This is a genomic window from Pseudooceanicola batsensis HTCC2597 (assembly GCF_000152725.1).
GTDB classification, from domain to species: Bacteria; Pseudomonadota; Alphaproteobacteria; order Rhodobacterales; family Rhodobacteraceae; genus Pseudooceanicola; species Pseudooceanicola batsensis.
On record NZ_CH724131.1, the window covers coordinates 2,905,116 to 2,918,710 of the forward strand.

General features: G+C 66.2%; 17 protein-coding genes. 5 read left to right on the top strand and 12 right to left on the bottom strand.

All coding sequences use genetic code 11. The features are described 5' to 3' along the window. Nucleotides 1-81: 81 nt before the first annotated feature. Nucleotides 82-993, bottom strand: a complete 912-nt coding sequence (gene trhO / locus OB2597_RS17865; RefSeq protein WP_009807017.1) for an oxygen-dependent tRNA uridine(34) hydroxylase TrhO — start codon at nt 991-993, stop codon at nt 82-84. A 176-nt stretch (nt 994-1,169) separates the two neighbouring features. On the opposite strand from trhO, the gene pncA reads away from it, so the two are divergent. Then, nucleotides 1,170-1,766 (top strand): bifunctional nicotinamidase/pyrazinamidase, encoded by a 597-nt coding sequence (gene pncA, locus OB2597_RS17870; protein ID WP_009807018.1) that lies wholly within the window; start codon nt 1,170-1,172, stop codon nt 1,764-1,766. 60 nt (nt 1,767-1,826) lie between these two features. Further along, on the top strand, nt 1,827-3,119 hold the full coding sequence (pncB, locus tag OB2597_RS17875) for a nicotinate phosphoribosyltransferase (protein ID WP_009807019.1): 1,293 nt from the start codon (nt 1,827-1,829) through the stop codon (nt 3,117-3,119). Nucleotides 3,120-3,368: 249 nt separating this feature from the next. Here the strand turns inward: pncB and OB2597_RS21555 are convergent, their stop codons facing one another. The 11 genes from OB2597_RS21555 to OB2597_RS17915 form a co-directional block, all read right to left on the bottom strand. Then, on the bottom strand, nt 3,369-3,887 hold the full coding sequence (locus OB2597_RS21555) for a Fic family protein (RefSeq protein ID WP_202944585.1): 519 nt from the start codon (nt 3,885-3,887) through the stop codon (nt 3,369-3,371). A 4-nt stretch (nt 3,888-3,891) separates the two neighbouring features. Beyond that, complete coding sequence (locus OB2597_RS21560; RefSeq protein ID WP_084658882.1) at nt 3,892-4,077, bottom strand: hypothetical protein; 186 nt, start codon at nt 4,075-4,077, stop codon at nt 3,892-3,894. A gap of 236 nt (nt 4,078-4,313) precedes the next feature. Next, nucleotides 4,314-4,631, bottom strand: coding sequence for a type II toxin-antitoxin system RelE/ParE family toxin (locus OB2597_RS17880; protein WP_009807020.1), 318 nt, complete (start codon nt 4,629-4,631; stop codon nt 4,314-4,316). Beyond that, nucleotides 4,628-4,885, bottom strand: coding sequence for a type II toxin-antitoxin system ParD family antitoxin (locus OB2597_RS17885; RefSeq protein WP_009807021.1), 258 nt, complete (start codon nt 4,883-4,885; stop codon nt 4,628-4,630). The genes OB2597_RS17880 and OB2597_RS17885 overlap by 4 nt, the downstream gene beginning before the upstream one ends. A gap of 96 nt (nt 4,886-4,981) precedes the next feature. Beyond that, the gene (locus tag OB2597_RS22110) at nt 4,982-5,143 is read right to left on the bottom strand and encodes a hypothetical protein (protein ID WP_009807022.1); all 162 of its coding nucleotides are present in this window, start codon (nt 5,141-5,143) and stop codon (nt 4,982-4,984) included. 64 nt (nt 5,144-5,207) lie between these two features. Beyond that, nucleotides 5,208-5,621: an alternative ribosome rescue aminoacyl-tRNA hydrolase ArfB gene (arfB, locus tag OB2597_RS17890; RefSeq protein WP_009807023.1), complete on the bottom strand. Its 414-nt coding sequence runs from the start codon at nt 5,619-5,621 to the stop codon at nt 5,208-5,210. A 255-nt stretch (nt 5,622-5,876) separates the two neighbouring features. Then, nucleotides 5,877-6,497 carry a queuosine precursor transporter gene (locus OB2597_RS17895; RefSeq protein WP_009807024.1) on the bottom strand — a complete coding sequence of 207 codons (621 nt, stop codon included), beginning with the start codon at nt 6,495-6,497 and terminating at the stop codon, nt 5,877-5,879. A 64-nt stretch (nt 6,498-6,561) separates the two neighbouring features. Continuing rightward, on the bottom strand, nt 6,562-7,461 hold the full coding sequence (locus OB2597_RS17900; RefSeq protein WP_009807025.1) for an esterase-like activity of phytase family protein: 900 nt from the start codon (nt 7,459-7,461) through the stop codon (nt 6,562-6,564). Beyond that, a complete protein-coding gene (mepA, locus tag OB2597_RS17905) occupies nt 7,434-8,339 on the bottom strand; it encodes a penicillin-insensitive murein endopeptidase (RefSeq protein WP_009807026.1) in 906 nt (301 codons plus the stop codon). Before mepA ends, OB2597_RS17900 begins: the two co-directional genes overlap by 28 nt. Continuing rightward, nucleotides 8,309-9,664 carry an MFS transporter gene (locus OB2597_RS17910; protein WP_009807027.1) on the bottom strand — a complete coding sequence of 452 codons (1,356 nt, stop codon included), beginning with the start codon at nt 9,662-9,664 and terminating at the stop codon, nt 8,309-8,311. The genes mepA and OB2597_RS17910 overlap by 31 nt, the downstream gene beginning before the upstream one ends. Before the next feature lie 81 nt (nt 9,665-9,745). Continuing rightward, nucleotides 9,746-10,282: an acyl-CoA thioesterase gene (locus tag OB2597_RS17915; protein ID WP_009807028.1), complete on the bottom strand. Its 537-nt coding sequence runs from the start codon at nt 10,280-10,282 to the stop codon at nt 9,746-9,748. A gap of 137 nt (nt 10,283-10,419) precedes the next feature. Between OB2597_RS17915 and OB2597_RS17920 the strand changes: the two genes are divergently transcribed. The 3 genes from OB2597_RS17920 to yaaA all read left to right on the top strand — a co-directional run. Then, nucleotides 10,420-10,707, top strand: a complete 288-nt coding sequence (locus OB2597_RS17920) for a YggT family protein (protein WP_009807029.1) — start codon at nt 10,420-10,422, stop codon at nt 10,705-10,707. Nucleotides 10,708-10,878: 171 nt separating this feature from the next. Next, complete coding sequence (gene recQ / locus OB2597_RS17925; RefSeq protein WP_009807030.1) at nt 10,879-12,918, top strand: DNA helicase RecQ; 2,040 nt, start codon at nt 10,879-10,881, stop codon at nt 12,916-12,918. A gap of 9 nt (nt 12,919-12,927) precedes the next feature. Then, nucleotides 12,928-13,595: peroxide stress protein YaaA (gene yaaA / locus OB2597_RS17930; RefSeq protein WP_009807031.1), on the top strand; the 668-nt coding region annotated here is incomplete at its 3' end.

Genomic DNA, 13,595 nt, shown 5'->3' on the forward strand with positions numbered 1-13,595 from the left:
CGGATTTCCGGTCCCGGAGCGTGCGCGCAGTGGCGGCAGATCCTCGGGTCGAACCCGAGGATGACGCAGCGCGGGGGCGGATCAGGTGTCCTGCCGCCCCAGGTGTTTCTCGCCCCGCGCCTTGGCCAGGCCGATCTGGCGCTGGCGTTCGCGGAACCTGGCCTTGTCGGCCTCCGAGGTTTCCTCGATGCAGTGGTGGCACGACACCCCGTGCTCGTAGGCCGCCCGCGCCCTGTCCTCGGGCAGAATCGGGCGACGGCAGGCATGGCAGAGTTCGTGCGGCCCCTCGGCCAGGCCGTGCCCGACCGAAACGCGCCCGTCGAAGACAAAGCAGTCGCCCTGCCAGGCGCTGTCCTCGGGCGGCACCTCCTCGAGGTATTTCAGGATGCCGCCCCTGAGGTGGTAGACCTCTTCGACCCCCTGGCCGAGCAGGTAGTTGGTCGATTTCTCGCATCGGATACCGCCGGTGCAGAACATCGCGATCCGCTTGTTGTGGAACCTCTCCCTGTTCTCCTCCCACCAGGCGGGGAAGTCGCGGAAGCTTTCCGTCTGCGGGTCGACCGCCCCCTCGAACGTGCCGATGGCGACCTCGTAGTCGTTCCGCGTGTCGATCACCGCCACGTCCGGCGACCGGATCAGATCGTTCCAGTCCTTCGGATCGACGTAATGCCCGACCCGGGCGCGCGGATCGACGTCCGGCTGGCCCATGGTCACGATCTCCTTCTTCAGGCGGACCTTCATCCGCCCGAAAGGCTGCGCCTCCGCCGTGCTCTCCTTCCACTCCAGATCGGCACAGCCGGGCAGGGCGCGGATATGAGCCAGAACCGTATCGAGCCCCGCGCGCGTTCCCGCGATCGTGCCGTTGATCCCCTCCTGCGCGAGCAGGAGCGACCCGGTCACCCCTTCCGCCAGACACAGATCGAGCAGCGGCCCGCGCAGTTCCGCGGGGTCGTCGAACCGGGTGAAGTGATAGAGGGCGGCGATGGTGAACATGCGCCGTCCTCTACGCCTCGCGCCGGCCCCGGGCAAGCGTCCAGGCCTCGCGGGCAGGCGGTCTCGGGAACCGGTGGCCCGAACCCGCTGCCCCCCTGGCGCGCCGCGCGCCGGATCGGCCATTGACCCCGGCGTTCGCCTTGCTACGTTCCCGCAAACCAGACCGGAGCCCTGATATGACCCGCGCCCTGCTCGTCATCGACGTCCAGAACGATTTCTGCCCCGGCGGCGCGCTCGCCGTGAACGGGGGCGACACCATCGTCCCCGGCATCAACCAGCTGATGACCGAATTCGACGCGGTCGTGCTCACGCAGGACTGGCACCCGGCGGGGCATTCCTCCTTCGCCTCCTCGCACGAGGGGAAGGAGCCGATGGAGATGACCGAGATGCCCTACGGCCCGCAGGTCCTCTGGCCGGATCACTGCATCCAGGGCTCGCACGGGGCACAGTTCCATCCCGACCTCACGACCGACCGGGCCGACCTGATCATCCGCAAGGGCTTCGACCCGGCCATCGACAGCTATTCCGCCTTCTTCGAGAACGACCATGAGACGCCCACCGGGCTCGAGGGCTATCTTCGCACCCGCGGCATCGAGGACCTGACGCTGGTCGGCCTCGCGACCGACTTCTGCGTGAACTTCTCGGCCGTCGATGCGGCGAAACTGGGCTTCGGGGTGACCGTCCGCACCGACCTCTGCCGCGCCATCGATCTGAACGGGTCGCTGCAGGCGGCGCTCGAGGGGATGACGCAGGCCGGCGCCGGGATCGCCTGACCGTCTGGACATTGCATCCTGTCGCCTGCTTTAACCGTGTGGCGCTGACAGGAGCCCCCGATGACCGATCTCGCCACCCGTGTCTGGAACCACCGCTGGAAGATCGACCCGATCGTCCGCTCGCTTATCGACACGGATTTCTACAAGCTGCTGATGTGTCAGTCGGTCTTTCGCAACAAGCCCGACACGCAGGTCACGTTTTCCCTGATCAACCGCTCGAAACACGTCCCCCTGGCCGACCTGATCGACGAGGGCGAGCTGCGCGAACAGCTCGACCATGTCCGGTCGCTGTCGCTGACGCGCGGTGAATCCACCTGGATGCGCGGCAACACCTTCTACGGCAAGCGCCAGATGTTCCGCCCCGACTTCATGGAGTGGTTCGAGAACCTCTCGCTCCCGCCCTATCACCTCGAACGGGTCGGCGATCAGTACGAGCTGACGTTCGAAGGCCAGTGGCCCGAGGTCATGCTGTGGGAAATACCCGCCCTCGCCATCCTGATGGAACTGCGCGGCCGCGCGATCCTCGACCGGATGGGGCGGTTCGAGCTTCAGGTGCTCTACGCCCGCGCCATGACCAAGATATGGGAGAAGATCACCGCGCTGCGCGATCTCGACGGGCTGCGCATCGCCGATTTCGGCACGCGGCGCCGGCATTCCCACCTCTGGCAGGACTGGTGCGTGCAGGCGATGATCGAGGGGCTGGGCGAGAAGTTCACCGGCACCTCCAACTGCCTGATCGCCATGCGCCGCGATCTCGAGGCGGTCGGCACCAACGCGCACGAACTGCCCATGGTCTATTCGGCGCTGGCGCAGGACGACGCGGCGCTGGCCCGCGCCCCCTACGACGTGCTGGCCGACTGGCACGAGGAGCATTCCGGCAACCTGCGCATCATCCTGCCCGACACCTACGGCACCAAGGGGTTCCTTGACCGCGCGCCCGACTGGCTGGCCGGATGGACCGGCATCCGCATCGACAGCGGAGACCCGGCGACCGGCGCCGAGACCGCCATCGACTGGTGGATCTCCCGCGGGGAGGACCCGCGCGAGAAGCTGGTCATCTTTTCGGACGGTCTGGACGTGGCGAAGATCGAGGAGCTGCACCGCCAGTTCTCGGGCCGGGTCCGCGTGTCGTTCGGCTGGGGGACGCTCTTGACGAACGACTTCCGCGGGTTGGTCCCCGGGGACGCGCTGGCGCCGTTTTCGCTGGTCTGCAAGGCTGTGGCGGCGGAGGGGCGGCCGACGGTCAAGCTGTCGGACAACCCGGAGAAGGCCATGGGGCCGGTAGCGGAGATCGCGCGGTATAAAAGGGTGTTCGGGGTTGGGGAGCAGGAGAGGGTGGAGGTTGTGGTTTAGGCAAGTACACTAGTCAATATAGCGGCGATCACGACGAAAACACCGCCGAAAATTACTGGGTGACGTTCGATCGCAGTAATACAGCGACGAATAATACCGGGTGCCTTAGGTTCTGGAAGCAATGATCTTCCAGTTGCTTTCTCTTGGAGGCCGACCAACTGATTGGCTAGGTAACCCTCCATCAGTCTCTCCATAGCCGAAACATCAATTCGGCCTTTTTTCCAAGCTATGTCAGCCGCCTCCAATGCATCATAGTAGGGCTGCTTGCTTTCCGAGATTTGTTCCGGAATCGTCTTCGTGCCGGGCAAAATTTGTCCAAGACGACCGCACAACACCATGTAGGATAGCATCCTCGACGTGCAGACCGTTGCCGTCTGCAAATGGATGAATCCAGTTCAGACGCCACATTATGTATGATGAAAGATGAATTGCCGTTTGCTCATCCCAGTTCTCGATAACGTAGTCGAGCATTTCTTCGACGTACCGAGCAACGTCGTCTCCCGAAACAGGATTATGTTTACTACCTCTGATAGTGACTGCAGCGGGCCGGAAATTTCCTGCATGCCGATCGATTCCGTCTAGAGCTTTTCGATGCAACGTGAGCAACATCGACACTCGGAGCGTTGGCTTCCCTTCAGCCAGCCAACGCTCCGTCTCTTCTATTGCCCAGTCAAATTGTTCGAGAGCGTTGGCGGCTTCTTTCTCTGCAAGTTCCGTCGGATCCGAAATTAGCGTAGGAATTTCGGCTTCGCTTTTTCGATCCGACATTCAATCAGCCCTTGCTAGGTACGGCAGCCTGTAGCGCATCAGCGGCTTTTTGGACCATCTCGCGCGTCACGTTTTCGTTTTCTATGTTTGCTGTACCGTAGGCGAAGCTGACTCGTTGCTCAAACTTCTGTGGTTCTGACATTCGAACGGTTCGAGCAAAATTCACTAGTTCATTCAATCTCTTGTTCATTTTCTCGTGTCCTTGTGCCTGCTGTTTTTCCCAGAATCTCACATACGTATCAACGCTGCAAGTGCGTAGGTGGCTGCAGGGAAAGTTCTTACATTTTGTTGCGCAGATCATCACCGCGCGGCCAAAAGTAGTATTTGGTTCAACATGTATATCTAGAAGCGAGCCAAGCAAGCCGTAAGGTGCGTGCTCGCACGCACCACCCGTCGCCCCGCCATCGGTGCGCGCAACCCCGCACCCTAATGCCCCAACTCCCGCACCCGCCTCGCCAAATCCATCCGCTGGTGCACCACATCCACCACCACAACGGCCCCCTCCCGCTCCACGAACACCACGTGATGCCCGCCCGCACGCGCGAACCGAAGCCCCTCTGCCCCCGGCACAAGGACGTCGCAGCCCTGCGTCACCGCCTCTCCCGCCGCGATCCTCTCGCAGCAGTCCAGTAGCTCCGCCTCATAGGCCTCCGCCTGGGCCGGCCCGAATGTCTCATAGGTCCACAGCGCGATCTCCGTCAGGCTTTCTTCCGCTTGCCGGGTCAGCCGCCACGGTCGGGTCACGCCCGATCCCGTGCCTTTGCAAAGGCACGCCGCACCGCCTCCGCGCCACTGCCCTCGGCCAGAACCCCGACCTCGGCCTGGTGCAGGCCTTCCGCCAGCCGCGCCCGCAGCTCCGCCGTCCCGGCCTCCTCTTCCTCCAACAGCCGTAACCCAGCCCGCAACGCTTCGCTCGCATTCTGGTATCGGCCAGAGGCAACCAAGCGGGTCACCAGCGATTCTTGCTGATCTGTCAAAACGACATTGCGTGTGGCCATGGAAATCTCCCGTCGGCGATCATTGGCAATATATGCCAAGATGCGCGAGATGTATAGGGAATGCCCAAACCGGCGCTGCCCGGCGTGGGCGCCCCCTCACTCCCCGTCCTCCGTCACATCGCTGACGCTCGGCACCACGTCCTCCTTCACCGCCACGCCGCCGAGGACCATGATCAGCACGAGGACGATGAAGCCTGCCGGGATCGCCGCGTAGATGAGGGAGCGGGGCATTCCGCGCTTGGGTTTCGGGTCGGGCATCTGATCTCTCCTTCTTGCTCGGAGACTCAACCGCCACCTCGGCCGCGGCGTTCCATGGGCACCGCTACCTCTCCCACCCGCGCCCTTCCTTCACCTCCGACCGCGCCTTCTTCGCCTCCACCCGCTTCCGCTTCTGGTTGGCCGAGACCTTGGTCTTGATCCGTCGCTTCGGCGCCACCGTCGCCTTGCGCACCAGCTCGGCCAGCCGCTCCCGTGCGATCTCGCGGTTGCGCGCCTGGGACCGTTCCTCCGACACCTGGATCACCACCGCGCCCTCCTTGGTCCAGCGCCGCCCGGCCAGCCGCCGCAGACGCCGTTTGACCGCATCCGGCAGAGAGGGCGAGCGCTCGGCCTCGAAGCGCAGCTCGACGGCGGTGTTCACCTTGTTCACGTTCTGCCCGCCGGGGCCGCCCGAGCGGGTGAACTGTTCGGTGATCTCCCAGTCCTCGATGGATATCTGATCGGTGATGCGCAGCATGGGCCCGATATAGCGCGGGGGGAGAAAAGCAAAAGAGCCGTCCGATCGGTTCGGACGGCTCCCTCGAGTTCAGGAGGTGGGGCCGGTTAGGCTGCCACCAATTTGGTCATTTGCAAGCCAAGGGCTGCCTCAGCTCACACCTTTCCAAACTGTTCCGACACCTCTCTCCAATACCTCAATAGACACTAGAGCACCTCCTTTCATCTGTTTCCGATACTGGGAGGGTGACACATATTTCGTGTGTGTCAAAAGAAATCACGCAACCTCTGGTGAAAGTTTTCCGACGATCGCCCGGAAAGGCAGCAGCGCCAGAATCGCGAGGCTCAGCTTGACCATCCAGTCCGCCACGGCGAGCGAGACCCAGAGCGGTGCGGCGGGACCTGCGCCCAGCAGCGGCAGCGTCTCGTTCGCCCAGGCCACGTCGTTTCCGGGCTCGAGCACGGCGAGGCTGGCCGAGAAGGCGACGAAGAAGAAGATCGCCGTATCGACCGAGGATCCGACCAGCGTCGAGGCCAGGGGCGCGCGCCACCACCGGCCCGAGCGCAGCCGGTCGAAGATCGCCACGTCCAGCAACTGCGCCGTCAGGAAGGCCAGGCCGGATCCGAGGGCGATGCGCCAGGTGACGAGCGGCCCGAACTCGCCCATGATCTGCGTGCCGACCAGCGAACAGGCGACACCGACGAGGAAACCGATGAAGACGACGCGCCGCGCGGCAGCCACGCCGTAGACGCGGTTCATCACGTCGGTCACGAGGTAGGCGATCGGATAGGTGAAGGCGCCCCAGGTCAGCCACTGTCCGAACAGGAACTGCACGAGGATGTTGGAGGCCACGACGACGACGGCCATGGCGAGAATGCCGGGAAGAATGCGGGTCATGTCAGGGTCCGTTTTTTAGACAAGGTCGCGGAGACTTGTGGCCCCTCGGGGGCCGGAGAGGCGCCTACATCGTCCCGGCGGACTTGGCAAGGGTCAGCGTGACCATCCCGCCGTAGAGCAGGGCCGAGAAGTTGTCGTCCGCCACCATCGTCGCATGGACGGCGCCGTCGCTGTCGGACCAGATCGACAGTCCTTCGAGATTGCCCAGTCCGGTACCGGACTGCCAGATCACTGCCGTATCGAAGACCCCTCCGGTTTCGCGGAAGTCGAGCCGCCGGATGCGCGAGCGGAAGCCGAAGGCCCCGACCGCGCGCTCCAGCAGGTAGAGCCTGCCGTCGGGTCCGAAATCCGCGCCGACGGGCGCGAACCCGTCGCTCGGGTGCAGCAGGCCGATCTTTCGCCACTGGCCGTCCTCGAACCGCAGGACGGGCAGGTCCGTTCCGCGCGGCCCGGTCTCTGGCACCGCGACGAGCCGATCCCGACTGTCCACGGCCAACGCCTCGAGTCCACCGTTGTCTTCCATCCCGAGGCCGCGCAGCAGGGCCGGATAGGGCAGGGCGCGCGACGGATCGCGGTACTTGGCTACACGGTGCACGTATTCAAAAGATATGTTCAGCGCCCCGTCGCGAGTGATCGCCAACCCTTCGGCATCCGTTTCGACCTTGTTGCCGTCGAGGCGACCGCCGGTCGTTCCCCGCAGCTCGGTCACCCTGGTGACGCGCGCCTCGCGCAGCGCGCTACCGTCCCGCAGGAAAGTCCCCTCGACCAGGGCGCCCCGGTCGCTCACGGCGACGAAGCGGGCGCCGCCATCGAGCACCGCCAGACCCGACAGGCCGCCGATCCGCTTGTCCTCGCCGACGACCGGCACCTTGCGCGCAGGTCCTTCGACCGCCCCGACCGGAGCGACGGGGGTGAAGGCGCAGGCGGCGAGGAGGGTCAGCGCGACTGCAGAACGGAGACGCATTGCCCGGGAAGATCAGCCATGGTCAGTTGCCGGCGCGGCTTCGGCTTGGGCGCGTTCGGATCCGGCGGCGGCGGGTTGAGGATGTTGCGGACCCACTGTTCCGCATCTGCGCAGCCGTCGCCGGGCGGCGGTGCCGCCTGATCCACGCAGCCCGCGGCTCCGCGCGGGCATTTCAGCCGCACGTGGAAGTGATAGTGATGCCCGTACCAGGGCCGGATCTTGCGCAGCCAGGACCGGTCGCCGGTCGCCTCGTTGCACATCTTCACCTTCGCGCCCGGAAACACGAAGATGCGCGCCACCCGCGGATCGCTGGCGGCGGCCTTGAGGACCTCGTGGTGCTGGGGTGTCCAGTTGTCGTTGGTATAGGCCCCCTTGGCGCGGCGCAGCGAGATCGACGAGATGTTCTCGCGCTCGGACCGGCTGAGGTCGAGCCGTTTCGGCGGCAGCATCCAGATGTCGGCGTCCAGCCCGATCTGGTGCGAGGCATGGCCCGAGAGCATCGGCCCGCCCCGCGGTTGCGAGATGTCGCCGACATAGAGACCCCTCCACCCCGGCAGGGCGGCGGCCTTGCGGCTGAGGTCCTGGACAAAGTCGATGGTCGCGGGGTGGCCCCAGTGGCGGTTCCGCGACAGGCGCATCCCCTGCCAGGTCGGTCCGCTCTCGGGCAGTTGCACGCTGCCGTCGGCGCAGCCCTTGGCATAGCTGCCGTAGGCGCCCGGCGTGTTGCCCGAAGCGAAGCTCATCGCCCCGAAGAGCTGCCGCGCCTCCTTGCCCTGCATCGAGGCCGGAACCTCCTGTTTCGACGAGACCTGCGGCGTGCCGCCGCCGCAGGCGGCAAGCAGCGCGGTCAGGGCGATGAGGGCGAAGGGTCGGACCATGCCTGGGGATCTCCGTTCGGTTTCACCCAGACTAACAAGATCAGGCCGATGAGAAAAAGGAAGATCAGGGGGGACACGCCGATTTGTTGACTTCCGCTGATGGTGGTCACGATCCCGATCAGCATGGGCGCCAGGAACGACGTCGCCTTGCCCGCCAGCGCATAGAGGCCGAAAGCCTCGGCCATGCGGTCCGGGTTGGCCTGCCGCACCATCATCGTCCGGCTTGCGGCCTGGATGACACCGCCGGCCGCGCCGATCAGCGCGCCGAAGACGAAGAACATGATGTCCGGCAGCATCGAGCCCGCATCCACCGGCACACCGTAGACCGAGGTGCGCGACACGAAGACGATCGACAGCGCCACGAAGGACAGGATCAGGATGCAGACCATGATCACCGGCCTCGGGCCGAAGCGCTGGTCCAGCCGCCCGCCGATCACGGCAAAGATCGCGCCCGCGATGATCGCGACGATCCCGAAGACCCCGATGAAGGTGACCGACCAGCCGAGCACGCCCGAGGCATAGATGCCGCCGAACACGTACATCCCGTTCAGCGCGTCGCGATAGAACATGGACGAGGCGAGATAGGAGAACAGCGACGGCGTGCGCGGCAGGTTGCGCAGGGTCGCCCGCAGCCCGCGCAGCGCCTCGCGCGCGGCGCCCTTGGGTACGCGCGACGGTTTCGGGTCGCGGACGTAGAGGAAGAAGGGGATCATGAAGACCGCGTACCAGATCGCCGTCAGCGGCCCGACGAAGCGCGTGCCCTCGCGTTGTTCGGGATCGAGGCCGAGGACCGGCTCGATGTCGATCAGCGTGCGTCCGGTCTCGGCATTCTCGGCAAAGAGCGTCAGCATGAGTACGAGCGCGACCAGCCCGCCGAGATAGCCGAAGGCCCACCCGTTGCCCGAGATGCGGCCGATTTCCTCTTTCGACCCGAGGTCGGGCAGCATGGAATTGGTGAAGATCGTCGCCAGTTCCATGCCGACCATGCCGATGCCGAAGAAGAACAGCGTCGTGTAGAGGTCGAAATCGCCCGGAGCGGCGAACCACAGCATTCCCGATCCGATCACGTAAAGCGCCGAGAACGCCCAGATCCAGCGCCGCCGATTGCCCGACACGTCCGAGATCGCCCCCAGCACCGGGGCGAGCACGGCGATCAGGAACCCGGCCAGGCCCACGCCGAACCCCCAGGCCGACTGCGCGCGGGCGCCATCCCCGATCAGCTCCTGCACGTAGGGCGCGAAGATGAAGGTGATCAGCAGCGTGTTGTAGGGCTGGCTGGCCCAGTCGAAGAAGAACCAGCCCCAGATGCGCCTGCGCAGTTCCATATCCCGTCCCCCGTTTGCGGCGATATGAGCCGGAAAGGCATGGCGGGGCAAGAAAATCCTTTGCGACAGCGGGGCTGGCGCTCAGATGCGGTCAGGCGGCCACGGCCGGTCGTCATCCGCCGCGAAGAGCGCCGCGACCCAGTCGGGCAAGGCCGGAGAGGTGTCGGTGATCCCCATTTCCCGCAGGATGTCCCCGGTCGGGACCATCCGGCCCTCGCCGACCAGCGCGGCCCGGAAGATGCCGTGGTTGGCGCAGGTCCCGTCCCGCGTCCACATCGACTGTTCGATGTAGATGAACCGGTCATCCCAGCCGAGCATCTTCGACTGCATCTCGATCCGCTGGAGGTTGGTCAGCCGGCGCCGGTAGCGCACGATCGACCCGGCGATGGTCAGCCCCCACCGGCGCTTGCGCAGCACGCGGAACAGCCCCGACCGCATGGCAAAGGGAATCCGGCCGAGATCGAAGATCGACAGGGTCCGGCCGTTGTTGAGCTCGGACATGAAGTCCAGATCCCAGGGCCAGATCCGGTGATGCGAGACATGCACGTCTTGCGCCCCGAGCGGCGGCGCGCCGCGGAACTTGACGATCTCTTTTGCCAGACGAAGAAATGGGTACATGGGGCGCCTCCTGCGGCGTAGAGAACCCGCGGGCGCCCGGGGGTCAACCGGGACGGTGCGTCACCCCCGCGCGCCGTGCCCCTTGCCTAATCGCGCTCCGCCCCTTAGGTACGAACCGCTTTGACAGGAGGCCCTCGATGCAGTCGCTATTCCAGATCCTGATGCTGATCCTCGACATCGTCTGGTTCTTCGTGATCGCCCACGTGATCATGAGCTGGCTGATCTCGTTCCAGGTGCTCAACGTGCGCCAGCAGCTGGTCGGTCAGATCTGGTACGGGCTCAACCGCCTGCTGGAGCCGCTCTACAGCCCCATCCGCCGTATCTTGCCCCCCATGGGCGGCCTCGATCTCGCGCCGTTGGTGGTGCTGATCGGTGTCTTCGCCCTGCGGATCATTCTCCAGAACAATATCGCCGCCTTCTACTGAAGGCGCTGGCAGGGGGATGCGCGGCCCGGACTCCGGGACCGCGGGAAAACCCGCGGGATCATGCCACGAGATGCCGCGCTTGCCTTGAACCCGACCCCCATATTTTGGTTTACTGCACCTTAACGGCCGATCGGGCCGAATAGGGGCAGACACTTCGGACACGAGAGGCAGATGAGCGAAACGGCATCCCTGTTGCGCGAGGTATTCGGCTTCGACGCGTTCCGCCCCGGGCAGGAGGAAATCGTCGCCGCCGTCGCCGCCGGACGGGACGTCCTGGCCATCATGCCGACCGGCGGCGGCAAGTCGCTGTGCTACCAGTTGCCGGCCCTGATGCGCCCGGGCGTGACGGTGGTGATCTCGCCCCTCATCGCCCTGATGCGCGACCAGGTGCGGGCCCTGCGCGCCGCCGGGGTCGAGGCGGGGGCGCTCACCTCGGGCAATACCGAAGAGGAAACCGCCGCCGTATGGGAGGCGATCGACGCCGGAACGCTCAAGCTGCTCTATCTCGCGCCCGAACGTCTTGCCTCGGTCGCGACGCAGGACATGCTGCGGCGCATCGGCGTCTCCCTCGTCGCGGTGGACGAGGCGCATTGCGTCAGCCAGTGGGGCCATGATTTCCGTCCCGATTACCTGCGCATCGGGTCGTTGCGGACCGCGCTCGACGTGCCCGTCGCGGCCTTCACGGCGACGGCCGATGCCGAAACCCGGACCGAGATCGTCGAGCGCCTGTTCGAGGGACGCACGCCGGAACGGTTCCTGCGCGGCTTCGATCGTCCGAACATCCACCTGGCCTTTGCCGCCAAGAACCAGCCGCGCCGGCAGATCCTCGACTTCGCCGCCGCCCGCAAGGGCCGCTCGGGCATCGTCTACTGCGGCACCCGCGCCAAGACCGAAACCCTGGCGCAGGCCCTGCGCGAGGCGGGTCACGCCGCGATCCACTACCACGGCGGGATGGAGGCCGGGGATCGCCGCGCCGCCGAGACCCGCTTTCAGCAGGAGGACGGGCTGATCGTCGCGGCCACCGTCGCCTTCGGCATGGGGATCGACAAGCCGGACATCCGATGGGTCGCTCATGCCGACCTGCCCAAGTCGATCGAGACCTACTATCAGGAAATCGGCCGCGCCGGCCGCGACGGCGCGCCCGCCGAAACCCTGACCCTTTTCGGGCCCGACGACATCCGCCTGCGCCGCAGCCAGATCGACGAAGGTCTGGCCCCGCCCGAGCGGCGCATGGCCGACCACGGTCGTCTGAACGCCCTCCTGGGCCTCGCCGAAGCGCTCGAATGCCGCCGGGTGGCGCTCCTGCGGTACTTCGGCGAGGAGTCGGAGGCCTGCGGCAAGTGCGACCTCTGCGACCGGCCGCCCGAGGTCTTCGACGGGACCGAGGCGGTGCGCAAGGCGCTCTCGGCGATCCTGCGCACCGAGGAATGGTTCGGCGCCGGCCACCTCGTCGACATCCTCACCGGCAATGCCACCGACAAGGTCAGGGCGCGCGGCCATGACGACCTGCCCACCTTCGGGGTCGGGCGCGACATCGGGCGCGGCGAATGGCAGGGCATCTTCCGCCAGATGATGGGCCGCGATCTCGTCCGTCCCAACCCCGACCGGCACGGCGCGCTGACCATGACCCAGGCCGCCCGGCCGATCCTGCGGGGCGAAGAGACGATCCGCCTGCGGCGCGACACGATGCAGGCAAAGGCGCGGCGGCCGGCCGTCAGGACGCTGGTCAATGAAGAGGACGAACCGCTCCTCTCCGCCCTCAAGGCGCGGCGGCGCGACCTGGCCGAGAAACAGGGCGTGCCGGCCTACGTCGTCTTCAACGACCGCACCCTGATCGAGATGGCCGAACAGCGGCCCGCCGATCTCGACGCCATGGCCCGCATCTCGGGCGTGGGGGCGAAGAAGCTCGAAACCTACGGCGCCACCTTCCTCGCCGTCATCAACGGCGCGACCGAAGAGATGCACCCCCGGCGCCTGAAACTGGCCGGCCGCGACGGCGGCGGCCTCTTCGACCGGCTGATGGAGGTGCAGCGCGACCTGCACACCGGCACCGACGGCACCGAAAAGCCGCTGTCCTGCTCGGCCTCGGTGATCGCCAGGGTGGTGGACCTCAAGCCCCGCGACGCCGCGACGATGGAGCGCATCCTCGGCGACCGTCGGGCCGAACGTTTCGGCGCGGCCTTTCTGGACGCCATCGCGCGGGCCGGGTAGACCCGGCCCATGCTGATCGTGATCTCTCCCGCCAAGCGGCTCGACTGGACCCCACGCGAGGCCGCGATGACCCGGCCCGAGTTTCTGACCCGGGCCAACAGCCTGGCGCGTACCATGCGCGGCCGGACGCTGACGGAACTGCGGGGCCTCATGGACCTCTCCGAGGATCTCGCGCGGCTGAATCGCGACCGCTATCGCGACTACGTGGACGATCCCGCCCCCGGGGCGCTGCGCCCCGCCGCGCTGGCCTTTGCCGGTGACACCTACCAGGGGCTCGAAGCGGGCTCGCTCGATGCCGACGAACTGGACCGCGCGCAGGAGCGCCTGCGGATCCTCTCGGGCCTCTACGGTGTCCTGCGTCCGCTGGACGGGATCCAGCCCTACCGGCTGGAGATGGGAACCCGGCTCAGAACCCGCCGCGGCCGGAGCCTCTACGACTACTGGCGCGATCTGCCCGCGAAGGCGCTGAAGGCGCAGGCCCGCGCGGTCGGCACCGACACGCTGCTGAACTGCGCCAGCCAGGAATATTTCGGTGCGGTCGACACGGATGCGCTTGGCCTGGCGGTGATCACCCCCACCTTCCTCGAGGAGAGGAACGGCAGGACGAGCGTCGTGTCCTTTCACGCCAAGAGGGCGCGCGGCGCGATGGCGCGTTTCGTCATCACCCGCCGCATCGC